General features: G+C 36.8%; 39 protein-coding genes. 33 read left to right on the top strand and 6 right to left on the bottom strand.

Features of this window, described 5'->3' with window-relative positions:
• Position 1: 1 nt before the first annotated feature.
• From rplP to K2N75_RS05665, 22 genes are all read left to right on the top strand, one after another.
• A complete protein-coding gene (gene rplP, locus K2N75_RS05560) occupies positions 2-427 on the top strand; it encodes a 50S ribosomal protein L16 (RefSeq protein ID WP_115551088.1) in 426 nt (141 codons plus the stop codon).
• Positions 414-605: a 50S ribosomal protein L29 gene (gene rpmC, locus K2N75_RS05565; RefSeq protein WP_297679872.1), complete on the top strand. Its 192-nt coding sequence runs from the start codon at positions 414-416 to the stop codon at positions 603-605. Before rplP ends, rpmC begins: the two co-directional genes overlap by 14 nt.
• Before the next feature lie 2 nt (positions 606-607).
• Positions 608-874, top strand: coding sequence for a 30S ribosomal protein S17 (rpsQ, locus tag K2N75_RS05570; RefSeq protein WP_115551086.1), 267 nt, complete (start codon positions 608-610; stop codon positions 872-874).
• A complete protein-coding gene (gene rplN / locus K2N75_RS05575) occupies positions 871-1239 on the top strand; it encodes a 50S ribosomal protein L14 (protein ID WP_026943275.1) in 369 nt (122 codons plus the stop codon). The genes rpsQ and rplN overlap by 4 nt, the downstream gene beginning before the upstream one ends.
• Positions 1239-1475 (top strand): 50S ribosomal protein L24, encoded by a 237-nt coding sequence (gene rplX / locus K2N75_RS05580; protein WP_115551085.1) that lies wholly within the window; start codon positions 1239-1241, stop codon positions 1473-1475. The genes rplN and rplX overlap by 1 nt, the downstream gene beginning before the upstream one ends.
• A gap of 3 nt (positions 1476-1478) precedes the next feature.
• Positions 1479-2033, top strand: coding sequence for a 50S ribosomal protein L5 (rplE, locus tag K2N75_RS05585; RefSeq protein ID WP_115551084.1), 555 nt, complete (start codon positions 1479-1481; stop codon positions 2031-2033).
• Positions 2026-2211, top strand: a complete 186-nt coding sequence (locus tag K2N75_RS05590; RefSeq protein WP_115551083.1) for a type Z 30S ribosomal protein S14 — start codon at positions 2026-2028, stop codon at positions 2209-2211. The genes rplE and K2N75_RS05590 overlap by 8 nt, the downstream gene beginning before the upstream one ends.
• A gap of 9 nt (positions 2212-2220) precedes the next feature.
• Entirely contained in the window at positions 2221-2616 is a 396-nt protein-coding gene (gene rpsH / locus K2N75_RS05595) for a 30S ribosomal protein S8 (RefSeq protein WP_297679873.1), read from the top strand.
• Positions 2617-2625: 9 nt separating this feature from the next.
• Positions 2626-3162, top strand: a complete 537-nt coding sequence (gene rplF / locus K2N75_RS05600; protein WP_297679874.1) for a 50S ribosomal protein L6 — start codon at positions 2626-2628, stop codon at positions 3160-3162.
• A gap of 9 nt (positions 3163-3171) precedes the next feature.
• Entirely contained in the window at positions 3172-3528 is a 357-nt protein-coding gene (gene rplR / locus K2N75_RS05605; protein WP_297679875.1) for a 50S ribosomal protein L18, read from the top strand.
• Positions 3529-3536: 8 nt separating this feature from the next.
• Positions 3537-3977, top strand: a complete 441-nt coding sequence (rpsE, locus tag K2N75_RS05610; protein WP_026943282.1) for a 30S ribosomal protein S5 — start codon at positions 3537-3539, stop codon at positions 3975-3977.
• 12 nt (positions 3978-3989) lie between these two features.
• Entirely contained in the window at positions 3990-4391 is a 402-nt protein-coding gene (rplO, locus tag K2N75_RS05615) for a 50S ribosomal protein L15 (RefSeq protein ID WP_297679876.1), read from the top strand.
• Positions 4391-5650: a preprotein translocase subunit SecY gene (secY, locus tag K2N75_RS05620; RefSeq protein ID WP_297679877.1), complete on the top strand. Its 1260-nt coding sequence runs from the start codon at positions 4391-4393 to the stop codon at positions 5648-5650. The genes rplO and secY overlap by 1 nt, the downstream gene beginning before the upstream one ends.
• Complete coding sequence (gene map / locus K2N75_RS05625; protein ID WP_297679878.1) at positions 5650-6408, top strand: type I methionyl aminopeptidase; 759 nt, start codon at positions 5650-5652, stop codon at positions 6406-6408. Before secY ends, map begins: the two co-directional genes overlap by 1 nt.
• Positions 6409-6428: 20 nt before the next feature.
• Positions 6429-6647, top strand: a complete 219-nt coding sequence (gene infA / locus K2N75_RS05630) for a translation initiation factor IF-1 (RefSeq protein WP_026943286.1) — start codon at positions 6429-6431, stop codon at positions 6645-6647.
• Between the two features lie 268 nt (positions 6648-6915).
• The gene (rpmJ, locus tag K2N75_RS05635; RefSeq protein ID WP_005022299.1) at positions 6916-7029 is read left to right on the top strand and encodes a 50S ribosomal protein L36; all 114 of its coding nucleotides are present in this window, start codon (positions 6916-6918) and stop codon (positions 7027-7029) included.
• Between the two features lie 11 nt (positions 7030-7040).
• Positions 7041-7409 (top strand): 30S ribosomal protein S13, encoded by a 369-nt coding sequence (rpsM, locus tag K2N75_RS05640; protein ID WP_297679879.1) that lies wholly within the window; start codon positions 7041-7043, stop codon positions 7407-7409.
• 9 nt (positions 7410-7418) lie between these two features.
• Positions 7419-7811, top strand: a complete 393-nt coding sequence (rpsK, locus tag K2N75_RS05645) for a 30S ribosomal protein S11 (protein WP_115551075.1) — start codon at positions 7419-7421, stop codon at positions 7809-7811.
• A 9-nt stretch (positions 7812-7820) separates the two neighbouring features.
• Positions 7821-8447 carry a 30S ribosomal protein S4 gene (gene rpsD, locus K2N75_RS05650; protein WP_297679880.1) on the top strand — a complete coding sequence of 209 codons (627 nt, stop codon included), beginning with the start codon at positions 7821-7823 and terminating at the stop codon, positions 8445-8447.
• A 19-nt stretch (positions 8448-8466) separates the two neighbouring features.
• Complete coding sequence (locus K2N75_RS05655; protein WP_297679881.1) at positions 8467-9456, top strand: DNA-directed RNA polymerase subunit alpha; 990 nt, start codon at positions 8467-8469, stop codon at positions 9454-9456.
• Positions 9457-9469: 13 nt separating this feature from the next.
• A complete protein-coding gene (gene rplQ, locus K2N75_RS05660; RefSeq protein WP_297679882.1) occupies positions 9470-9820 on the top strand; it encodes a 50S ribosomal protein L17 in 351 nt (116 codons plus the stop codon).
• A 168-nt stretch (positions 9821-9988) separates the two neighbouring features.
• Complete coding sequence (locus K2N75_RS05665; protein ID WP_297679883.1) at positions 9989-10516, top strand: DUF6033 family protein; 528 nt, start codon at positions 9989-9991, stop codon at positions 10514-10516.
• Between the two features lie 217 nt (positions 10517-10733).
• Here the strand turns inward: K2N75_RS05665 and mog are convergent, their stop codons facing one another.
• The 5 genes from mog to K2N75_RS05690 are packed head-to-tail and all read right to left on the bottom strand — an operon-like array spanning position 10734 to position 12811.
• Positions 10734-11276 carry a molybdopterin adenylyltransferase gene (gene mog, locus K2N75_RS05670; protein ID WP_297679884.1) on the bottom strand — a complete coding sequence of 181 codons (543 nt, stop codon included), beginning with the start codon at positions 11274-11276 and terminating at the stop codon, positions 10734-10736.
• Between the two features lie 3 nt (positions 11277-11279).
• Positions 11280-11762, bottom strand: a complete 483-nt coding sequence (gene mobB / locus K2N75_RS05675) for a molybdopterin-guanine dinucleotide biosynthesis protein B (protein ID WP_297679885.1) — start codon at positions 11760-11762, stop codon at positions 11280-11282.
• 1 nt (position 11763) lies between these two features.
• Positions 11764-12219 carry a molybdenum cofactor biosynthesis protein MoaE gene (locus K2N75_RS05680; protein ID WP_297679886.1) on the bottom strand — a complete coding sequence of 152 codons (456 nt, stop codon included), beginning with the start codon at positions 12217-12219 and terminating at the stop codon, positions 11764-11766.
• A complete protein-coding gene (locus tag K2N75_RS05685; protein WP_115551067.1) occupies positions 12220-12441 on the bottom strand; it encodes a MoaD/ThiS family protein in 222 nt (73 codons plus the stop codon).
• A gap of 13 nt (positions 12442-12454) precedes the next feature.
• Positions 12455-12811 carry a hypothetical protein gene (locus K2N75_RS05690; protein ID WP_297679887.1) on the bottom strand — a complete coding sequence of 119 codons (357 nt, stop codon included), beginning with the start codon at positions 12809-12811 and terminating at the stop codon, positions 12455-12457.
• A 70-nt stretch (positions 12812-12881) separates the two neighbouring features.
• On the opposite strand from K2N75_RS05690, the gene K2N75_RS05695 reads away from it, so the two are divergent.
• The 11 genes from K2N75_RS05695 (at position 12882) to K2N75_RS05745 (ending at position 22769) form a co-directional block, all read left to right on the top strand.
• Positions 12882-13253 (top strand): RidA family protein, encoded by a 372-nt coding sequence (locus K2N75_RS05695; protein ID WP_297679888.1) that lies wholly within the window; start codon positions 12882-12884, stop codon positions 13251-13253.
• 899 nt (positions 13254-14152) lie between these two features.
• On the top strand, positions 14153-14389 hold the full coding sequence (locus tag K2N75_RS05700; RefSeq protein WP_297679889.1) for a hypothetical protein: 237 nt from the start codon (positions 14153-14155) through the stop codon (positions 14387-14389).
• Positions 14390-14506: 117 nt separating this feature from the next.
• The gene (gene rplU, locus K2N75_RS05705) at positions 14507-14818 is read left to right on the top strand and encodes a 50S ribosomal protein L21 (RefSeq protein ID WP_297679890.1); all 312 of its coding nucleotides are present in this window, start codon (positions 14507-14509) and stop codon (positions 14816-14818) included.
• A gap of 18 nt (positions 14819-14836) precedes the next feature.
• Positions 14837-15094 (top strand): 50S ribosomal protein L27, encoded by a 258-nt coding sequence (rpmA, locus tag K2N75_RS05710; RefSeq protein WP_297679891.1) that lies wholly within the window; start codon positions 14837-14839, stop codon positions 15092-15094.
• A gap of 143 nt (positions 15095-15237) precedes the next feature.
• Entirely contained in the window at positions 15238-16338 is a 1101-nt protein-coding gene (gene obgE, locus K2N75_RS05715) for a GTPase ObgE (RefSeq protein WP_297679892.1), read from the top strand.
• Positions 16325-17110: a glutamate 5-kinase gene (gene proB / locus K2N75_RS05720; protein ID WP_297679893.1), complete on the top strand. Its 786-nt coding sequence runs from the start codon at positions 16325-16327 to the stop codon at positions 17108-17110. The genes obgE and proB overlap by 14 nt, the downstream gene beginning before the upstream one ends.
• 134 nt (positions 17111-17244) lie before the next feature.
• Complete coding sequence (locus K2N75_RS05725; RefSeq protein ID WP_297679894.1) at positions 17245-17829, top strand: DedA family protein; 585 nt, start codon at positions 17245-17247, stop codon at positions 17827-17829.
• Between the two features lies 1 nt (position 17830).
• A complete protein-coding gene (locus K2N75_RS05730; protein ID WP_297679895.1) occupies positions 17831-19255 on the top strand; it encodes a leucyl aminopeptidase in 1425 nt (474 codons plus the stop codon).
• Between the two features lie 10 nt (positions 19256-19265).
• Complete coding sequence (gene ychF, locus K2N75_RS05735; protein ID WP_297679896.1) at positions 19266-20372, top strand: redox-regulated ATPase YchF; 1107 nt, start codon at positions 19266-19268, stop codon at positions 20370-20372.
• A 70-nt stretch (positions 20373-20442) separates the two neighbouring features.
• Entirely contained in the window at positions 20443-22158 is a 1716-nt protein-coding gene (locus K2N75_RS05740) for a DUF262 domain-containing HNH endonuclease family protein (protein WP_297679897.1), read from the top strand.
• Between the two features lie 8 nt (positions 22159-22166).
• A complete protein-coding gene (locus K2N75_RS05745; RefSeq protein ID WP_297679898.1) occupies positions 22167-22769 on the top strand; it encodes a phosphoglycerate mutase family protein in 603 nt (200 codons plus the stop codon).
• A 133-nt stretch (positions 22770-22902) separates the two neighbouring features.
• On the opposite strand, the gene K2N75_RS05750 is transcribed toward K2N75_RS05745, so the two are convergent.
• Positions 22903-23112 carry a transcriptional regulator gene (locus K2N75_RS05750; RefSeq protein ID WP_297679899.1) on the bottom strand — a complete coding sequence of 70 codons (210 nt, stop codon included), beginning with the start codon at positions 23110-23112 and terminating at the stop codon, positions 22903-22905.
• Positions 23113-23196: the final 84 nt, after the last annotated feature.

Below are 23196 nucleotides of genomic sequence, written 5' to 3' on the forward strand. Positions count from 1 at the left end.
GATGTTGATGCCAAAAAGAACAAAATACAGAAAGCAAATGAAAGGACGCAATCGCGGAAAGGCATTTCGTGGAACTTCCTTAGCATTTGGTGAATTTGGAATTAAAGCTTTGGAGCATGGAAGAATTGATTCACGCCAAATTGAAGCGGCTCGTATTGCTATGACACGTGCAACAAAGAGAACAGGAATGGTTTGGATTCGTGTTTTCCCTGATAAACCTTTGACTGCTAAACCTCTTGAAACAAGAATGGGTAAAGGTAAAGGTGCAGTAGATAAATGGGTAATGAATATTAAACCGGGCAGAATTATTTATGAAATGGGTAGTGTAGATGAATCTCTTGCAAGAAGTGCATTGGCTCTAGCCCAAAGCAAACTCCCTTTTAAAACAAAAATTGTAACAAGAGAGGGCGAAAATGAAATATACTGAGATTAACACAAAAACAATTGAAGAGCTAAATACTCTTTTGAAAGAAAAAGAGACGCTTTTATTTGAGCTAAATTTGAAGTTAAGAACAATGCAGCTTACAAATTCAAGCGAAATAAGAGTTGCGAAAAAGGATATTGCAAGAATCAAAACAGCTCTGAATGCTAAAAGGAGGGCATAAGTATGAGTAATGTGCAACCGCATAAAAGAATTATTGCTGGAAAGGTTGTTACAAAAACTGGCGATAAGAGCGTAACGATTCTAGTAGAAAGGCGCGTTACGCATCCAAAATATAGAAAAATTGTCAAAAGATTCAAACGTTATATTGTGCATGATGAAAACAATAGCGTAAAAGTCGGAGATGTAATTGAAGCAATTGAATGCAAACCAATTTCCAAAAGAAAAGCTTTCTCGCTTCATAAAGTTGTATCTGTAGGAGTTGAATTATGATTCAAAGTTTTACACGCTTAAATGTTGCAGATAATAGTGGTGCGAAAGAAGTTATGTGTATTAAAGTTTTAGGTGGGAGCAAAAGACGTTATGCAACGGTGGGTGATGTGATTGTCGCTTCTGTAAAAAAAGCGCTTCCAAGCGGAAAAGTTAAAAAAGGTCAAGTTGTAAAAGCAGTTGTTGTCAGAACAAAAAAAGAATTACATCGCGAAGATGGTGCTTTGATTCGTTTTGATGACAATGCTGCAGTGATATTGGATAGCAAAAGAGACCCTATTGGAACACGTATTTTTGGACCGGTTGGAAGAGAAATTCGTTATGCTAATTTTATGAAAATCGTATCCTTAGCACCGGAGGTATTGTAATGGCGAAATTCAAAATTAAAAAAGGTGATTTAGTAGAAATAATTACTGGTGATAAAGAGGATAAAGGAAAGAAGGCAAAAGTTTTACAGGTATTGCCTAAAACTTCACAAGTAATTGTAGAGGGTTGTAAGATTGCAAAAAAAGCTGTAAAGCCAACGGATAAGAATCCTAAAGGTGGTTTTATCAATAAAGAAATGCCAATTCACATTTCAAATGTCAAGAAAGCGGAGGATTAATTTATGTTTGCTTTAAAAACTGCCTACAAAAATGAAATTAAACCAAAGTTGGCAGAGGAATTGGGGATTAAAAATCCTATGCTTTTGCCAAAATTAGAAAAAATTGTAATTAGTGTGGGTGCAGGTATGCATGCAAAAGATACTAAGATTATGCAAAATATTGCCGACACCATTTCATTGATTGCAGGACAAAAAGCAGTGATTACAATTGCTAAGAAGTCTGTCGCAGGATTTAAAATGCGTGAGGGAATGCCTATGGGAGTCAAAGTTACTTTGAGAGGAAATCAAATGTATAACTTCCTTGAGAAGCTTATCGTGATTGCACTTCCAAGAGTAAAAGACTTTAGAGGAGTTCCTCGCAATGGATTTGATGGGAGAGGAAATTATAGCTTTGGTGTGAATGAACAACTCATTTTTCCAGAAGTCGTTTATGATGATATTATGGTAAGTCATGGTATGAATATTACCTTTGTAACTTCAGCTGCAAATGATAAAGATGCGTTTAAGTTGCTTGAGCTTTTTGGCTTACCTTTTGCAAAAGGAAGAAATAATGGCTAAAAAATCTATGATTGCAAAAGCAGCAAGAGCACCTAAATTCAAAGTAAGAGCATATACAAGATGTTCTATTTGTGGAAGACCACATTCTGTTTATAGGGATTTTGGTATTTGTCGTGTCTGTCTCCGTAAAATGGGAAATGAAGGTCTAATACCCGGACTTAGAAAAGCAAGCTGGTAAGGAGAAGATATGGTAAATGATATTATTGCAGATTCTTTGACGAGAATCAGAAATGCAAGTATGAGACGTTTAGATACTACAAACTTGTATTATGCGAAAATCGTAGTTTCTATTCTTGAGGTTTTTCAGGCAAAAGGTTTTATTGAGGGCTTTAAAGTTATAGAGAAAGACAAAAAACATTCTATTAATGTTGTTTTAAAGTATGACGAAAAAGGACGCACGGTGATTAATGAGATTACAAGAATCTCAAAACCGGGAAGACGCGTTTATAAAGGCAGAAATGAACTCAAACGTTTCAAAAATGGTTATGGAACAATTGTTGTAAGCACAAGTAAAGGCGTAATCGCCAACGATGATGCTTATAAGGCAAATGTGGGTGGTGAAGCCCTCTGCAGTATTTGGTAGGAGTATTTAATGTCAAGAGTTGGAAAAAAACCTATTAGCATTCCAAATAGCATTCAAGTGAGCGTAGAAGGAAGCAAAATAGTTTTTAAGGGTGGCAAACTTACAAAAGAGCTAGAGACTTATGGTCGTGTAGGCATTGCGTTAAAAGATGGCGAATTGACTTTCACATTAAATGGTGAAAACGCACAAGCAAAAGCCTATTGGGGAACATATAGGGCTTTGGCAAATAATATCGTAGTAGGTTTGACTGAAGGTTTTACAAAACAATTAGAGATTAATGGTGTAGGTTATAAGGCGGCAGTAAAAGGCAAAGTTTTAGAGCTTGCACTCGGATTTTCTCACCCTATTAACTATGATATTCCAGAGGGTATTGAAATTTCTGTTGATAAAAATCTTGTAACCATTAAAGGTGCAGATAAGCAACAAATTGGACAGATTGCGGCTGAAATTAGAGAGTTTAGACCACCAGAGCCTTATAAAGGTAAAGGTGTAAAATATACTGATGAGCGTATTATTCGCAAAGCAGGTAAAACTTCTAAAAAGTAAGGATAAATAATGACAAATAAAATTATTAGCAAGAAAAGAAGTTTAAGACTTAAAAGGAAATTAAGAATCCGTGCCAAAGTTTTTGGAAGTGCAACAACTCCTAGATTAAGCATTTTCCGCTCCAATAGATATTTTTATGCTCAAGCCATTGATGATACAAAAGGCGTAACTTTGGTCAGTGTAGATGGTAAAAAAATGGGTTTGAAAAACAATAAAGAAGATGTTAAAAAAATTGCTGTTGCATTAGCGGATAGTCTTAAGAAAGCAAAGATTACAGAAGTGCTTTTTGATAGAAATGGCTATTTGTATCATGGTGTTGTTGCAAGTTTTGCCGATTCTCTCCGCGAGAATGGAATTAATTTGTAGGGGATAATATGGAAATCAATAGAGAAGAGTTTGAAGAATATGTTGTAAATATTGGACGCGTAACAAAAGTTGTTAAAGGGGGTCGTAGATTCCGCTTTAATGCTTTGGTAGTCGTAGGAAATAAGGCTGGCTTGGTTGGATTTGGACTTGGCAAAGCAAAAGAAGTGCCTGATGCAATTAAAAAAGCTATTGATGATGCCTTCAAAAATATCATCAAAGTAAATATTAAAGGCACAACTATTGCGCACGATGTGCAAGAGAAATATAATTCTAGCGTTGTTTTACTAAAGCCGGCAAGTGAGGGAACGGGTGTTATTGCTGGTGGTTCAGTTCGTCCGGTATTAGAAAAGGCAGGGATTAAGGACATTTTGACAAAATCATTAGGTTCAAATAATCCTTACAATGTTGTGCGTGCCACCATTGAAGCCCTTTCCAAGGTTAAAGCGTAAAGAGGAGAGAGTATGGCATTAGAAAATCTAGCACCTGCAAAAGGTAGTGTTAAAAAAATTAAAAGAGTAGGACGGGGACAAGGAAGCGGTATGGGCAAAACCTCTACAAGAGGCGGTAAAGGTCAAACTGCAAGAACAGGCTCTAAACAGAAAAGAGGTTTTGAGGGCGGGCAACAACCTTTGCAAAGACGTCTTCCAAAAGTTGGCTTTACAAGTCGTGCAGTCAAGCCTTATGTGATTAATGTAGAATTCATTAAAGCAATTATGAAACTAGAAGAAATTACTTTTGAAACCATTAGAGCGGTTCATAAGTTTCCGTCTTATGCCACAAAGATCAAATTAATTGGTGTAAATGCTAAGAATCTTACATCAAAAATCAAAGATGAAAGAATCACAACAAGCGGACAAAAATAATGAACAAGACAATCGTCAATAAGATTCTTATTACTTTAGGCTTTCTTTTAGCCTATCGTGTATTGGCTTATGTTCCTGTTCCAGGCGTGGATACGACGGTGATTAAAGCTTTTTTTGATAACAACGCTTCCAATGCTTTGGGTTTATTTAATATGTTTAGCGGTAATGCAGTGGAGAGACTTAGTATTATTTCTCTTGGGATTATGCCTTATATTACAGCTTCTATTATTATGGAACTCCTTGCTGCGACATTTCCAAATCTTGGGAAAATGAAAAAAGAACGTGATGGAATGCAGAAATATATGCAAATTATACGTTATACCACTGTTGCGATTACATTGATTCAAGCTATTGGTGTTTCTATTGGATTAAAAAGCTTGGGCACAGGAGCAAATGGCGCAATTATGATTGATATGAATGTTTTTATCGCTATTTCTGCTTTTTCTATGCTCTGTGGAACAATGCTCTTAATGTGGATTGGAGAACAAATTACACAAAGAGGCATTGGCAATGGAATCAGCTTAATTATCTTTGGGGGAATTGTATCTGGAATCCCAAGTGCAATCGCAGGGACATTTAACTTAGTCAATACAAATCAAATTAGTTGGCTTGTGTTGCTGTTTATCGCTGTGGTTATCGTGGTAACTGTTGCTAGCATTATTTTTATAGAATTAGGCGAGCGCAGGATTCCTATTTCTTATTCTCGTAAGGTAGTTATGCAGAATCAAGACAAACGCATTATGAATTACATTCCTATTAAGATGAATTTAAGTGGAGTGATTCCTCCCATTTTCGCGTCAGCTCTTTTAATGTTTCCTAGCACAATTCTGCAAAGCTCCTCTAATAGCGTTGTAATGCAAATTGCTGATTTTTTGAATCCCAATGGTTATTTATATAATGTGTTGATGTTCTTTTTAGTGGTATTTTTTGCATATTTTTATGCTTCTATTGTATTCAATGCGAAAGATATTTCAGAGAATCTTAAACGTCAAGGTGGATTTATACCCGGCATTAGACCGGGCGAGGGTACAGCAAATTTCTTGACGGAAGTTGCAAATAAACTAACCTTTTGGGGTGCTTTATATTTAGCAATTATTGCAACTTTGCCATGGGTTTTGGTAAAAGCTTCTGGAGTTCCATTTTATTTTGGAGGAACAGCTGTTTTGATTGTTGTCCAAGTTGCAGTGGATACAATGCGCAAAATTGAAGCTCAAATTTATATGAATAAGTATAAAACACTTAGTGCAGTGGGATTATAATGTCAATTGCAATTAGAAAGCCCTCTGAAATTGAAGCTTTAAGGGCTGCAAACAGAATTGTAGGCAAAACTCTAAATCATCTTAAAAGCCAAATCAAGCCTGGTATTACTTTAAAAGAACTAGACCAAATGGGCGAAGAAATGATTCGCTCTTGCGGAGCAACCCCTTCTTTTAAGGGGCTTTATGGATTTCCCGGTTCTATTTGTATTTCGGTTAATGAAGTCATTATACACGGAATCCCAAATGATTATAAATTGCAAGAGGGAGACATTGTGGGACTTGATATTGGCACACAACTCAATGGTTGGTATGGTGATGCGGCAATTACTTGCGGTGTGGGTAATATTTCTCAAAGTGATCAGCGGTTGATTGCTTGTTCTAAGGACGCCTTGTATTTTGCTATTAGTCAAATTAAAGTAGGTATGCATTTTAAAGAATTAAGTGCGCTGATAGAGCAATTCATTTTGGATTATGGTTATGTCCCTTTGCGTGGTTTTTGTGGTCATGGAATCGGTAGAAAACCGCACGAAGAGCCAGAGATTCCTAATTATTTGGAAGGAAAAAAAGCTAAGCAAGGTGATAAAATCAAAGAAGGAATGGTTTTTTGTATTGAGCCAATGATTTGTCAAAAGGAAAGTGAGCCTGTCATCTTGGAAGATGATTGGAGTGTAGTTTCAGTAGATGGATTAAGGGGAAGCCATTATGAACACACGGTGGCAATTATTAAGAATAAAGCTGAAATTTTATCTTTGGAATAAAGAGGTCAAAAGGAAAATAAGTGGCAAAAGATGATGTAATTGAAGTAGATGGAATCGTAAAGGAAGCTTTACCAAATGCAACCTTTCGTGTGGAGCTTGAAAATGGACATATTATTTTATGTCATATTGCTGGACGTATGCGAATGCATTATATTAAGATTCTACAAGGCGATAAAGTAAAGCTAGAATTAACTCCTTATAGCTTAGATAAAGGAAGAATTACTTTTAGATATAAGTAGTTTTTAATAAGAATTTAAATATAATCTGCTCTTTATTGCAAAAATTAAACTTAAAACTAAAATTTTTTAGTTTTTAAAGTTTTAAATTGCGACATAGTCGTTTGGGTGATATTGGATAAGCCTTTGAGGACTATAAACTCAATGCCTATTGAGAAATGGGAAGTGATAAAATCTTTTTAAAACATTCCAAAGGCATAGTTTAGATATTTTCTAAATGGGACGCTAAAGTATTATATAAGGCATTTGCCTTTGAAGTTAGGAGTAAGCTATGAAAGTGAGACCTTCTGTCAAAAAAATGTGCGACAAATGCAAGGTTATTAAGAGAAAAGGCGTGATTCGAGTGATTTGCGAGAATCCAAAACATAAACAAAGACAAGGATAAAAGGAAAAATAATGGCGAGAATTGCTGGTGTTGATTTACCCAAAAAAAAGAGAATTGAATATGCTTTAACCTATATTTATGGTATTGGTTTAAAGACATCAAGAGATATTTTAAATGCTGTAAATATTTCTTATGACAAAAGGGTTCAAGACCTTGGTGAAGACGAAATTTCTTCTATTGCAAAAGAAATACAATCTCATCATATCGTAGAGGGTGATTTGCGCAAAAAAGTTACAATGGACATTAAAGCTCTTATGGATTTAGGAAACTATCGTGGTCTTAGACATCGTAAAGGTCTGCCTGTTCGCGGTCAAACAACAAAAAATAATGCAAGAACGCGTAAAGGTAAGAAAAAAACTGTTGGTAGTGCATCAAAATAGGAGTAAATAATGGCTAAAAGAAATGTAAATAAAAAAAGAATTGTTAAGAAAAATATTGCAAAAGGAATCATTCATATTTCGGCTGCTTTTAACAATACAAGCGTAACCATCACAGATGAAATGGGAAATGTTATTTGCTGGAGCACAGCAGGTGCATTAGGTTTTAAAGGAAGCAAAAAATCAACTCCTTATGCTGCTCAACAAGCAGTAGAGGATGCAGTTTCCAAAGCAAAAGAACATGGAATCAAGGAATTAGGAGTAAAAATTCAAGGTCCGGGTAGCGGTAGAGAAACTGCGGTAAAAAGTTTAGGAAGCATTGAAGGCATTAAAGTTTTATGGTTTAAAGATGTTACACCATTGCCACATAATGGTTGTCGTGCGCCAAAACGAAGAAGAGTGTAAGGAGAGATAATGGCTAGATATAGAGGTCCTGTTGAAAAAATTGAAAGAAGATTCGGTGTTAGTCTTGCACTAAAAGGCGAGCGTAGATTAGCAGGGAAAAGTGCATTAGATAAGCGTCCTTATGGTCCGGGACAACACGGGCAAAGAAGAGGGAAAATTTCGGAATATGGGATTCAGCTTCGTGAAAAACAAAAAGCAAGAATGATGTATGGAATCTCTGAAAAGCAATTCCATTCAATTTTCGTTGAGGCGAATCGTTTAGAAGGTAATACGGGAGAAAATCTTGTCAAACTCATTGAAAGAAGATTGGATAATGTTGTTTATAGGATGGGTTTTGCTACGACAAGACGTTTTGCAAGGCAATTGGTTGTGCATGGACATATTCTTGTAAATGGCAAAAAAATAGACATTCCTTCCTTTCTTGTAGAAGTAGGACAAAAGATAGAAATTTGTGAAAAAAGCAAAAAAAATCCACAAATTCAAAGAGCAATTGAGCTAACAAAGCAAACAGGAATCGTCCCTTGGGTAGATGTGGATCAAGATAAAGTATTTGGAATCTTTACGCGCTTGCCAGAAAGAGAAGAGGTAGTAATTCCAATTGAAGAAAGGCTCATTGTTGAGTTGTATTCTAAATAATTTGTAGGAAGGTGTTAGTATGAAAAGTATTAAAACTTCTCCACATGTTCCAACAAAAATTGAGGTAAAGGAAATTAGCGTCAATAGAGTTCAAATCATTGCTTACCCTTTTGAATCAGGGTATGCAATTACTTTAGCGCACCCTTTGCGTAGATTATTGCTTGGAAGTTCTGTTGGTTTCGCTCCTATTGCGTTGCGAATTGCTGGTGTAGCACACGAATTTGATTCCGTGCGTGGTATGGTAGAGGATGTATCACATTTTATCGTGAATCTTAAGACGATTCGCTTTAAAGGTAAAGATGAAAGCGAAAGTATCAGTGTAGATTATAAATTTACAGGTCCAAAGGTTATCACAGGTGCAGATTTGGCTAACGAATTAGTAGAAGTCGTTACTCCAAATGTTCATTTGGCAACCATTAATGAAGATGCGGTATTGAATTTTTCTATTGTAATTTGTAGAGGAATTGGTTATGTGCCAAGCGAAGAGATTCGTAATCAAGTACCAGAAGGTTTTATGCCACTTGATTCTTATTTCACACCCGTTACAAATGTTACCTATAATACTGAAAATATGCTTGTAGAAGATGACCCGAATTATGAAAAAGTGATTTTTGATATTCAGACTGATGGTCAGGTAGAGCCACTAACAGCTTTCAAAAATGCTTTAAGTGTAATGCACAAACAAATGGCTATTTTCAATACAGAACTTAACATTGAAGTGCCAGAAATCAATAATGGAGATGAAGATCGTCCAGAAATCAAAACATTGTTGCAAACTATTGATAGTTTGAATTTTAGCGCGCGTTGCTTTAACTGCTTAGACAGGTCAGGCATTAAATATCTAGGAGAGCTTGTGCTTTTAAATGAAGACCAAATTAAAAACATTAAAAATTTAGGTAAAAAATCTTTAGATGAAATCACCACAAAGCTAGATGAACTAGGTTATCCTGTGGGTAAAGAAATTCCAGAAGATTTGGTTGCGCTACTTAAGAAAAAATTTTCTAACTAAAAAAGGATAAGAAATGAGACACGGACACGGATATAGAAAGCTAGGGAGAACAAGCTCTCACAGAAAAGCTTTACTAAAAAATCTTTCAATTGCTTTAATTACTAGCGAAAAAATTGAAACTACATTGCCAAAGGCAAAAGAATTGCAAAGCTATTTTGAAAAACTCATTACAAAAGCAAAAAAAGGTGATTCTATGGCACATCGTTTGGTTTTCTCTCATTTGCAACATAAAGATTCTGTGAAAAAATTAGTCAAAGAGATTGCACCAAAGTATGCTAGCAAAAATGGTGGTTACACAAGAATTATCAAAACAAGAATGAGGGTAGGCGACGCTGCTACTATGGCAATTGTAGAGCTTGTATAGCTTAGATTTCGTATTTGGTGCTTTTGGTGGTGAATCCCCTAGGCACAAAATGCAAATATTATTTCTCACAACAATACTTGCGCAATAGTGCAAAAACTTGAATCTTTCTCTTGATTTTTATCCTCAAATACCGATATAGTTTATGTGATTTTGTTTAAGGAGTAAGTAATGGCGGTGCAAATGAGTGATATTTATGTTTCACAAGCGGCGTATGATTATGTGAAAAGCCAAAGATTTAGTGAGGCAAAAGAATCAGAAAATACAGATTCTAACAATCCAAACGCAAATTCACTCTTAAGCGAACTTGCAAAGAAATATTCCAATTTTAAGTTTAATGCTAATACACAACAAGGCTTGAATAATCTTAGTATAGCCCCAAACATCTTACAAGAAATGGCACAAGACCCAAAGGTGCGAGAGAAATATGAGGCATTGATTTATGATATAAACGAGCTTGCTAAGAATCCACTTAGGAAGAATCTGCTAGGTGGTGAGATTGAAGCAAGTGGATTTGTGATTAATGCCGATGGTAGCGTGAGTGGTTGGAGTATTAGTCGCTCCAAGAGTGAATCTAACGAGAAAAGCTATATAGAAAAAATGTTAGAAGAGCTAGAAAAAATCCGCAAAGAACGCGAGGAAAAAGAGGGGAGGAAAGAGGATTTTTCAGTAAATTTCACACTAAATGTGAAAGCCTAAAATTTTAAAATATAATTGCTTATACTTCACTGCTATATCGTTCAAATGCAAGTTGCAATCCATAATCTTGCAAATTAAAACACTTGCTGCACGTCCTTGCAAGGTAATGCCAAAAACAATCCATAACTTAGAATCTTGCGATTCCATCGTAGAGTTTTTATTGATACAACATTTACAGATTGTTTTGCTTACAAGGCAGCAGAAAGTCGCCTTTATACTATGCTTTTGGGCGGAATGCTTTGATAATCTCTTCGTCTGTTTCAAGGTAGCTTGCACCGATTAAATCAAGGCAATAGGGAATCGCAGGAAAAACTGCGTCTAGGCATTCGCGGATAGATTTTGGTTTGCCGGGTAGATTGACGATGAGGCTTTTGCCCCGCACACCTGCACTTTGACGAGAAAGAATGGCGGTTGGTACATATTTTAAACTTACTTGGCGCATTAGCTCACCAAATCCCGGAAGCATTTTTTGGCAAACTGCCTCTGTGGCTTCCGGTGTTACATCGCGCGGTGCTGGTCCTGTCCCACCTGTTGTTACAATCAAATCACAAAGCTCCCCATCGGCTAGCTCTATTAGATTGCGCTTAATCTCCTCTAAATCGTCCCCAATCACACGATAAACGCATTCAAATGGCGTGATTAAGTATTGCTCCAAAGTTTCTTTGATTGCCTTGCCCGATATGTCCTCATAGATTCCCGCACTCGCTCTATCGGATAGGGTTAAAACACCGATTTTTGCCTTTTTTTTATTTTTTTCCATTCTTCAAGATTCCTTTATATTAGTATCAATCCATTCTAAAATTTCTAAGGTGTTGTTGAGGTCTAAAAGGGGTAGGGCGCAGGATTCTAGGTTAGGAATACTAGAATCTGTCGCAATAGCTTGAATATAGGGTAAGAATCGCGTATCAAAGGAATCTCTAGCAACACAGATTCTAGGAAAGGGCAATGTTTTTAAGCCCTCTACAAAAAGATAATCATAATCTACAAATTGTCCCACAAGGGATTCTATGCTTAAGGCTTTATGGAATCGCAAGGTGCTTCGCGTTGCTCCTAAAATTGCGACATCAGCACCTGTTTGGTAAAAACGCGCAGAATCCTTGCCCTCTACATCAAAAATTGCCTTATCCTTTGGGTCGTGTTTGATGATTCCTACGCGTTTATTTTGCGCCTTTAGGTGTAGGGATAATTTCTCAATAAGGGTTGTTTTGCCGCTATTAGAATTTCCTGTAAATGCGACTATTTTCATTTTAGCTTAGGATTCCGCTATGGGGTAGTCTATGACTGCGTTCTTTTGCGTAGATTCTTTGTCCATTTTTCAAATCATATTTCCAAATAGGCGCACGATGTTTGAAATCCTCAATGAAATCTTCAAAAATCTCTAATGTTGCGCGTCTTTGTGGGCTAAAAATCCCAGCCATATAGGAGCTTTGGTGGTTTAAAACATCGCCTTTAGAATGTGCCATTCTAAGTAAAACTTCGCTCTCAAGGGCTTTTTTTGCCCAATCCAAGAACCATTGTTCTAATAGTGGAGGATAAATATCAAAGCTTAAGCCCTCGCAGCTATTTTCTGCGCGCACGATTCCGGTAAAGATTGCATTAGCTCCCAAATTGGCTTGTGCGCTTAGGGCAATCCAATCTTTATAAATTGTCGCAGTGTCCAATGCGCCTTCAAAAATTTCTAATCCATCAATTTGGGTTTGCATTTATCCACCACAAACGGGAGGCAATAACACGATTTTATCGCCTTTTTTAATCGGGGTGTCCAATGAGGTAACGATTTCGTTATTTAAGGCAATGGCGCAATCTTTTAGCCAATCTTTTAAATCTGGAATCGCTTGTAATTCTTGTTTTAATGCGTGAAAGTCTTTTGCTTGGCTCTTGAAAGTTTTATTGCCAAGAGGTCCTAAAAATTCAACTTCTATCATTCATTGCCTTGTTTTATAATAAATCTATGCGTTCTTCTTGTATTTGGTATGGCACAAATTCATTGGGCTGATTTTTCATCTCTTTTGTTTCTCTTGGATAAAATTTACCCGGATTTGGTCCGCTGGATTTTATGCTTGGAGTTTTATTGACAGAGAGAATCTTGCCTGTCTTGCCATCTACAAAAAACATAGAATCTTGAGGGTATTTTTGCATTTCTCTTTGCAAAGTTTCATCAAAAGGCGTGAGTGGAGGGACTTTGACAACGACTTTTGGTTCAGCAGCAGGAGTGGTGGCTTGCACGAAATTATCCGCATTTGCAAACGTGCTAATACAAAAAGTCGCAAGTAGGAATCTCAAAGTGGATTTCATAAGTTTTCCTTAAAATTAAATTTAGCTATAATTTTATAACATTTAAACAATAAAGTAAAGGAGAATTGCAATGTTAGACATTGTTTCCACGCAAAATGCACCCCAAGCCATTGGTCCCTATTCTCAAGCAATGGTTGTAAAGGGTATCGTTTATACTTCAGGGCAGATTGGATTAACACCGCAAGGAATCTTAGTAGAAGGCATTGAAGCGCAAACAAGACAAGTACTAAACAACCTTAGCGAAGTTTTACAGGCAGCAGGAAGTAGCTTGCAACAAGTTTTTAAGACAACAATTTTCCTAAGCAATATGGAGGATTTCGCGCTTGTAAATGCAATCTATGCGGAATTTTTCGGAGAGCATAAACCCGCGCGCAGCACGATTGCGGTAAAAACATTGCCCAAAAATGCTTTGGTGGAGATTGAGTGTATGGCGTTGGTGTAGAGCGAAGTGAGATAGCGCAATGCAAATGCAAATTTTAGAATTGTTTGCAAAAATTAAAAGACATATTTATATTGCTTTGGGCATTTATGCTTTTATTTCTGCTTTTTTGCTCTTTGTTTATTTTTTGCAATATTTCAGCTATTCTTTGCATTTGATATTGGGCTATTATTATATTGTGATTGAATCGGTTTTTTATACTATTTATGCCTTGTTTATGGCAAGGGGCATCTTTTTGCTTTCACGGATTAGTAAAAAAAAATTTTTATTTATTGTTTGATTGATTTGTTTTTGGTTTATGTATGCAATGTTTTAGACCATAGTAGTTTATCAGTTTATCTTAGTCCTGCCTCTAATAAATTTTACCTTACTTACAACTTGCTTAAATGGACGATTACAATAAATTATGCTTTATATATGTGGGAGTTATTCAAAATAAGCAATAAAAATTTTTTTATATATTCCTTGATTGCTGCTATTTTATCTGTGAGTGTAGGTTTATTTGATTATATCTTTTGGTTTTTTGGGCTTTTTAAATTGTTTTTGAGTTGGTTAGCTTTTTTGGCTTTTGTGATAGCTTGGATACAATTCAAGCAAATTCCTGCAAAAAAATATTTTTAATACAGAAGATAAAGATAAATTTTTATCTTTGTTCTCTTGTTTAAATTTGTGAGGAATCATAAGTAAGTATTTGATAGATTGTGCTATTTTGAATTTTAATTCTTGAAATGGGCGTTATATTGGAATCTAAGTCGCTACAAACTACTATATCCTTGCAAGGAACAAATACAATAAAAACTGAAGCGATCCATAATGTCGTGTAACTTTAAGTTTTGCAATGAAATCTTTACAGAGATTCCACATTATGGATTTGCGCTAAAGCGGGTAAATGCTATTCGCAAATGTTCTTTCTCCTTGTAGATGTTTTTCTACTAGATTCACAAGATTCTTACTTTGTTTTTGCAGAGAGGTGGAAAACTACGAAGCCTGAATTGTTTGCACTCATTGAAGCGGGATTTAAAATGCGTGAGAAAATCTACACGCAAGAAATGTATAATGAGGAAATTCAATCCCTGATTAAATCCATTGACCCCCGCACGCTTCCCTCTCATCAGATATACAAAAATAACTCCTTTTAGATTCTTAATTTACAATACGCTTTCTCTTTGCTTCAAGTAATCTTAATAAAATTTTAGATAAAATCCCGTCTTTTATTAGCTTTAATAAAAAGAACTTCAAATTTTAAGGAATTGTAGATGTATGCAATCATTGCGAATGGAGGCAAACAATACAAGGTGCAAGAAGGCGATGTTATTTTGCTAGATTGTTTAAACCTTGAGCCAAAGTCAAAAGTTGAAGTGAGCGAAGTTTTAGCAATCTGCGAGGGTGAGGATATTAAGCTTGGTGCGCCTTATGTAAAGGGCGCAAAAGTAGAGCTAGAAGTTATCAATGAGGGCAGAGGCAAGAAAGTCATCACTTTTAAGAAACGTCGCAGAAAAGATAGTAAAACAAAACGAGGCTTTAGACGAGATTTTACGCGTGTGCGCGTGGTAAAAATTGCGGCTTAAGATTGTTAAGGAGTTGAAATGGCACACAAGAAAGGTCAGGGTAGCACCCAGAATAACCGCGATTCTGCGGGACGCCGCTTAGGTGTTAAAAAGTTTGGTGGGCAGTTTGTTCGTGCGGGCAATATTATTATCCGCCAAAGAGGCACAAAAGTGCATCCCGGAAATAATGTAGGAATAGGCAAAGACCATACGATTTTTGCATTAATTGACGGAATCGTTTCTTTTGAAAGAAAAGATAGAGAACGCAAAAAAGTCTCTATTATCCCAGCTTCTTAAAGCTTCTTTAGCGGGATTCCGCTTTGGGATTCCGCCTAATTTATTAATATAGTTTTTTGGGTTTTGATTTTAATATTAATCCTTTTTGGTATTCAAATCACAATTCGCAGTGGAATCCTAAGCTAAACTTTTAAGGTTATTTGATGTTTGTTGATAGCGTTGAAATCTTTGTGTCTTCTGGCAAAGGTGGCGAGGGCGCAGTTTCGTTTCGTAGAGAGAAATTTGTCCTAAATGGCGGACCTGATGGCGGCGATGGTGGCAAGGGTGGAAATGTGTATTTTCAAGTGGATAGAAATACCGACACACTTTCGCATTTCAGAGGGCATAAGACTTTCAAGGCTCAAAATGGCAAGCCCGGGGAAGGACGCAATAAATATGGTAAAAAGGGTGAGGACTTAGTGATTATCGTCCCGCCCGGAACGCAGGTTTTTGATAGCCAAAGCGGAGAGCTTTTGCTAGATTTGGTAGAGGAATCCCAAAAGATTCTGTTTTTGGAGGGTGGCAAAGGTGGCTTAGGCAATGTGCATTTTAAAAGTGCCATAAATCAACGCCCAACCTATGCACAAAAGGGGCTTTCGGGCATTGAAAAGCAAATCCGCTTGGAATTGAAATTGATTGCCGATGTCGGACTTGTAGGCTTTCCAAATGTTGGAAAATCCACGCTTGTATCGGTGCTTTCTAACGCAAAGCCCAAAATTGCGAATTATGAATTTACAACACTGATTCCAAAGCTTGGAATCGTTAATGTCGGGGAGTATCAATCCTTCGTGATTGCGGATATTCCCGGAATCATTGGGGGAGCAAGCGAGGGAAAAGGCTTAGGCTTAGAGTTTTTGCGCCACATTGAGCGCACGCGATTTTTACTTTTTGTGCTAGATTTGGCAAATTATCGCACATTACAAGAGCAGTTTGGGACATTAAGAGCGGAGTTAGAACATTTTAGCGTAGAGCTTTCTCGTCGCCCTTTTGGCATTATGTTTTCTAAGCTTGATGTGCAACAAAATGCGGAATCGCAAGACATTCAAGAGGAGATTGCAAAATTTTTGAACGCCTTTCAATTCCAATTAACGCAAAGAGAATCTAGCGGTCTTTTTATCCAAAAGGACAAGCGAGATTTTGGCAAAGATTATGATTGGAGTATGCCTCTTTTTGCGCTTGGTGTTTCAAGTGTCAGTGGAGAAAATTTAGAATCCTTGCGATTCCTTTTATATTCTTGTTTAAAGGATTTTGATGCGCAAAAATAGAATTGTGATTAAGGTGGGTAGTGCGATTTTGGTAGAGAATCAAAAGGTGAATCTCGCGCGCATAGAGGCATTCGCGCGATTAATTAGCGAACTGAATGTAGCTTATGAAGTGATTTTGGTGTCCTCTGGAGCGGTGGCTTCGGGCTTCACTGCGCTAGAATTGGACAAAACGATTCTAGCAAACAAACAAGCCTTAGCGGCGATTGGACAACCGCTTTTAATGCAAATTTACGCCAAAGCCTTGCAACCTTATGGAATCCTAAGTGCTCAAGTGTTGTTTTCGGGTTATGATTTGGATTCAAGAAAACGCACCCAAAATGCGCGCAATGCAATGGAAGTGTTGTTAAAAAACAAGGTTTTGCCAATCATTAATGAAAACGATGTAACCACAACAGGTGAGTTGATGTTTTTGGGCTTTGGTGATAACGACCAACTTTCTGCTTATGTTACACATTTTTTTGACGCTTCGCTTTTGGCGATTCTAAGCGATATTGACGGATATTACGAAGAGAATCCCAAAGACAATCCCAACGCAAAAATGCGCAAAATCGTAACAGAAATTTCGCAAGAAGAATTACAAGCAGAAGCGACACCCAACAATGCCTTTGCCACAGGCGGAATCGTAACAAAGCTAAAAGCAGCGCAGTTTTTATTGGAGAATGGGCGTGAAATGTTTCTCTCTAGTGGCAAAGATTTGAATATTTTAAAAGATTTTTTGCTTCATTCTAAGCATAGCAAAGGCACATTATTTACTACTCGTTCGTTCTCTTAGTAGCTTAATTTAAGAAAGCAGTTTTTGCATTGTGCAAACTTTTGCGTTATGTAAATGCAGAGAAAATGTTAAGCAAATTTTTGTTAAAATCCGCTACTTAATCTTGATTTAAAATCTTTTAAAAGAAACTGCAAATGGAAGAATTATTTACGCAATGGCTGCAAGAATATGGCTACATTATTTTGTTTATTTGGAGCACTTTAGAGGGTGAGCTTGGATTGATTATGGCTGGAATTATGTGCCATACAGGGCATATGACGATTCCTATTGCGATTATTGTCGCTGGACTAGGCGGATTTGTGGGAGACCAAGTCTATTTCTATATTGGACGCTACAATAAGCAATTCATTTATAAAAAGCTCAAAACTCAAAGGCGCAAATTTGCCCTAGCGCATTTGCTCTTACAGCGATATGGCTGGCCTATTATTTTTGCGCAAAGATATTTGTATGGTATGCGCACGGTGATTCCAATGAGTATTGGTGTAACGCGATATAGCGCGAAAACTTTTGCTTTTATCAATCTCATCAGTGCGCTTGTTTGGGCGGCAATTACAATTTTGTTAGCCTATTTTTTTGGCGAACAATTGCTTAAAATTGTGCATTATGCTAAGGAGCATTATTATATTGCGATTCCATTTGCGCTGATTTTGGGTGGTGGAATCTATTATTATATGCACAAAGCCACAGTAAAAGCTGAACAAAAAATGACAGGAAAGTAAAATGAAAATCTTAAATCTTAAAAAACAAGCGGAACTAGAAATCGTCCTTTTGCGCGATAAAAAATTGCCAAAATCCTTAACTAAAGCCGAAAAGGACGCACTAGAGATTCAAAATTACAAAGGAGAGGGTTGCTGCTTTTTGGCAACAAGCAAGAAATTTTTTGTAGGAATTGAGAGCTATAATTATCCCTTTCCAAATGCCGTGCGCGATGCGCTTGCCAATGCAGTAGGAAGCATTAAAAAGTTGCGGGTAAAGTCTGCTTCACTTGTAGTGGAATCGCAACAAGAGGCAAAAGAGGTTTGCGAGGGAATCTTGCTTGGTTCTTATGCATTTGATACCTTTAAAAGCAAAAAGAGTGAAAACAATCTTCAAGAAATCTATTTAAGCTCTACGAAGTTAGAACAAAAAATGCTTGCACAAATCATCAAAGAATCCCAAATTTTGAGTGAGAGTATCAATCAAGTGCGTGAGTTGATTAACACTCCACCGATGATTGCGACACCGAAATATGTTGCGAACTTTGCGCAAAGAATCGCAAAGGAATCGCAAATAGAATGCAAGGTATATGATGAAAAGTTTTTAGAAAAAGAAAAAATGGGTGCGTTTTTAGCAGTAGCAAAAGCAAGCGCAAACAAGCCTTATCTTGTGCATTTAAGCTATAAACCCAAAGCAACAAAGAGCAAAAAGCTACCTAAAATCGTGCTAGTTGGCAAGGGCTTGACTTACGATTCTGGCGGGCTTAGTCTCAAGCCGGGCGATTATATGACGACAATGAAATCTGACAAAAGCGGTGCGTGCGCGGTAATCGGGATTTTAGAATCTGTGGCGAAATTAGGAGTGCAAGCCGAAGTGCATGGAATCTTAGGATTGGCTGAAAATATGATTGGCGGGAATGCGTATAAGCCTGATGATATTTTGATTGCGCGGAATCAAAAAAGTATTGAAGTGCGCAATACTGACGCGGAGGGACGTTTGGTGCTAGCGGATTGTTTAAGCTTCGCAAGTGATTTGAAGCCGGATTTTTTGATTGACTTAGCCACACTTACAGGGGCTTGCGTTGTGGCTTTGGGCGATTATAGCACGGGAGTTATGGGATACAATCAAAAGCTTAAGGAGAATTTCGCCAAAGCAGCTTTTGAGGCAGGAGAGTTAAGCGGAATCTTGCCTTTTAATCCTTATTTAAGAAAGCTATTTAACTCTGAAGTAGCGGATTTGTGCAATATTCCTTCTAGTCGCTATGGAAGCGCAATTAGTGCGGGAATGTTTTTAGGCGAATTTGTCGCGGAATCTTTAGTGCAAAAATGGTTGCATTTAGATATTGCAGGACCTGCGTATGTAGAAAAAGCTTGGGGAGTAAATCCTTTTGGGGCGAGTGGTGCAGGGATTCGTGCAGTTGTGCAGTTTATCTTAAATCAAACAAAATAAAGGAAGTTTTATGGGATTATCAATCGGAATCGTAGGGCTTCCAAATGTCGGTAAATCCACAACTTTTAACGCACTAACTAAGACACAAAACGCACAATCTGCGAATTATCCTTTTTGCACGATTGAACCAAACAAAGCAATCGTACCTGTGCCTGATACGCGACTTTTGGAGTTGGCAAAAATTGTCAATCCACAAAAGATTCAGCATTCTGTGGTGGAGTTTGTGGATATTGCGGGGCTTGTCAAGGGAGCGAGCAAGGGCGAGGGCTTAGGAAACCAGTTTTTGGCAAATATTAAAGAAACCGAAGTGATTTTGCATATCGTGCGTTGCTTTGAGGATTCCAATATTACGCACGTGGAGGGAAGCATTGAACCTTTGCGTGATGTGGAAATCATTGAAACTGAATTATTAATTGCCGATATGCAGACTTTGCAAAAACGCGTGGAGAGACTTGCAAGAAGCGCAAAAAGTGGCGTAGATAAAGAAGCAAAAGCGCAGTTAGAAGTCGCCAATGTGCTTTTGGCACATATTGAGAGTGGTGCGCCTGTGCGGACATTTCAAGAAAAAGAAAATGAATGGTTTTTGCTCTTGGATAAAGAATTGCGATTCTTGACAAACAAAGAAATCATTTATGGCGCAAATGTAGATGAAGCGGGCTTGGAATCCGATAATGACCTTGTCGTGCAATTAAAGAAATATGCAAAGGAGCAGGGCGCAGAGGTGATTAAGCTTTGCTCTAAGATTGAAGAAGAGTTGGTAAGCTTGAGTGAGGAGGAGCAGGCGGAATTTCTCCAAGAATTAGGCGTGAGCGAGAGTGGATTAGACGCGATTATTCGCTTGGGATTTGAGAAGCTTGGCTTGATTAGTTATTTTACTGCTGGCGTGAAAGAAGTGCGTGCTTGGACAATTCATAAAGGGGATAAGGCACCTGTGGCTGCAGGGGTGATTCACAAAGACTTTGAAAAGGGCTTTATTCGTGCCGAAGTCATTGCTTATAGGGATTTTATTAAATATGGTGGCGAGGCGAAATCCAAAGAAGCGGGCGCAATGCGCGTGGAGGGAAAGGACTATATCGTGCAAGATGGTGATGTGATGCACTTTAGGTTTAATGTGTAGATAGCTTATTGTTGATTGCTTGATAAAAATTGTGAGATTGATTTAAAAGTTAAAATAAAAGGAGCGTGAAATGACACCAAATAAAACAAAAATACAAGACTTTTTTCAAGGAGAAAAGCAATATACAATCCCTGTTTATCAAAGGGCGTATTCTTGGGAAGAAAAACAATGGAAAGACTTTTTAGCTGATTTAGAGGAAGCAGCAAAGGGAAATAATCAATATTTTTTTGGCAATGTTTTGCTTGAATTAAATACTGCAGACAAAGCGAATGATATTATTGATGGGCAGCAACGCATTACCACGATTATTATTTTTGCAAGAGCTTTATGCAATATTTTGCACGATAGAGCAAAAAATAAAACACTAAGTAGCGAAAGAAGCAATGAGGATTTTCTAAAATATATAGAAGAGGATTATTTAATCAATCGTTCTAAAGCCAAGATTCAGGCAGTAGAATACGATAGGGATTATTTTAAAGATGTGATTATTTGCAATGACGATAAAAAACACAAGCCACAAACTCCCTCACAAAAGCGCGTTAAAGAGGCGAAGGCATTTTTTATCAAGGAGTTGCAAAGAAAAGAAACTAAAGAGATTTTGGCTATTTTTGAAACTTTGCAAAATGCCGAGATTCTAAGCATACCTTTTGCCAACAAAAAAGATTCTGTTTTGATGTTTGAACTACAAAATAATCGTGGCAAAGAGCTTACGAATATGGAAAAACTCAAATCTTATCTTGCTTATCAAATTTATACTTACTGCGATAAAGAGGCTGCAGAAATAAAGCTTAAGGAAATAACAAGTATTTTTGAAACAATTTATCGTTTGATTAATGACATAAAAACCGATGAAGATTCCATTTTAAATTACTTTAATATTTATTATTCTAAATTTGGTTTTAATTATAGAGAAAATGATGATAGCCTGAATTACAAAAAAGAATATAAAGACGACACAAAAGATAAAAGCAATGATGAAAAAATTGCTTGGATTGAGGATTATACAAAAGAGCTTAAAAATGCTTTTGTAAATTTCAAAGAATTTGAAAATTCTCAAAGTGCTTATAAAGAATATTTAATCTATCTCAAGATATGGGAAGTATATCCTTTTATATTAAAAGCATATACAATATTTAAGGATAAGCAACAACTAGAGCAAATTTTTAAAGCTTTGGAAATTATTGCTTTTAGAGATAGGCTCGTGCGCACAAGAGCCAATTTAGCTTCGAGACTTAATAATGTTTTAAAAGATTTTGATAGTGTGGAAAAACTTGTTTCGGGATTACAAAAGATTTGTAGTGATGTTAAGCATTGGCGTGATGAAGCAGTAGAGGAATCCTTGTGGAATATATATGAGGAAAGCGATACAAATACCATTGCTTATTTGTTGATGCGATATGAAAATCATTTAAGGGGAGAAAATGCTAAAACAAAGTGCTATGATTTCACGCTTAAAGAAATTAAAGAACCTCAAATAGAGCACATTGCTCCACAAACAGAAAGTGGTGAAAAGTTAGCTAGTGGCTATTGTAAATACGATAAAGATTTTTATGATGAGTGTTATTTGCATTGCATTGGAAATCTTTTATTGATTGGAGCTTCTCACAATGGGGCTATTGGCAACAAACCTTTTAAGGACAAACTTGTAAGTTATGAAGACTCCCCTTTAATGCAACAAAAAGAAATAAAAGATTTTGCAAAAAATGAAAAATGGGATAAAGAATCTATAAAGAAAAGAGATGACAAATTAGCAGATTTTGTGCTTACAATGTGGAGTTATAAATAAAATTTATAATGAGTGAGTTCCCCATGCCCCACCTCCACCTCTCCCAAGCCAATAGCCAAAAGGCTTTTAATATCATTGAGCAATGCCAAATCAAGCAGGCTTGGCAAAGCATCGGCGCACAAATCAATCTGATTGGTTCGCTCAAAATGGGCTTGCTTGCCAAACATCGCGATATTGATTTTCATATCTACACGCCCAAGCTCGATGTTGCGCAGAGTTTTGCAGCGATGGCACAGATTGCAAAGAATCCAAAGATTGTCCATGTCAAATATCGTAATCTTTTAAACGAAGAAGATTCATGTTTGGAATGGCACGCGTGGTATAGGGACGAGGAGGAATGGCAGATAGATATGATTCATATCGTGCAGGGTAGCAAATATGCAGGATACTTTGAAAAACAAGCCGAGAGAATCCTTGCAGTGATGAGTGAGCAGCAAAAGGAGACGATTCTAAAGCTTAAGTTTGAAATTCCCGATAATGTGAAAATTGCAGGGATAGAAATTTATCAAGGGGTAATAGAGGGCGGGGTGCGAAATTTTGAGGAATTGCAACAATGGCGAGTCAATCACCCACAAAATGGCATTGTGAAGTGGATTCCAAATTCACTTTAAAGATTTTAATTTAACTAAAATTAAGGATACATTTAATTTAAAAGAGCTCAGGCAATCCATAAAATATTGTAGAATTTTAGGCATTTGCGTTATAAGTTAAAGCCACTAAAGCGAAGCAATTTTTATCCTTTTCCTATTTGAATCTTTCAATTTCCTCTTTTATAATATTATCCGAATCCAAAAGAGATTCATAGTTTTTCTTGCTTTGTTCTATTACTTCATCAAACTTAAAACCAAGCATAACGATACGATAAAGATTGGGTTTGTATTTTCTCCAATTATATAAAGTGCTGACATCAATATCCAAATAATATGCCATATCTCGTTTAGTTTTTTTCGCCAAACCTTAATCCTTACATTTCCTAGCTCTTTTTTTATTTTACATTAAATTTTATTTATTCAAAACACTTGAAATATTCAATTTAAA

The sequence above is a fragment of the Helicobacter sp. genome, assembly GCF_029067145.1.
GTDB lineage: Bacteria > Campylobacterota > Campylobacteria > Campylobacterales > Helicobacteraceae > Helicobacter_D.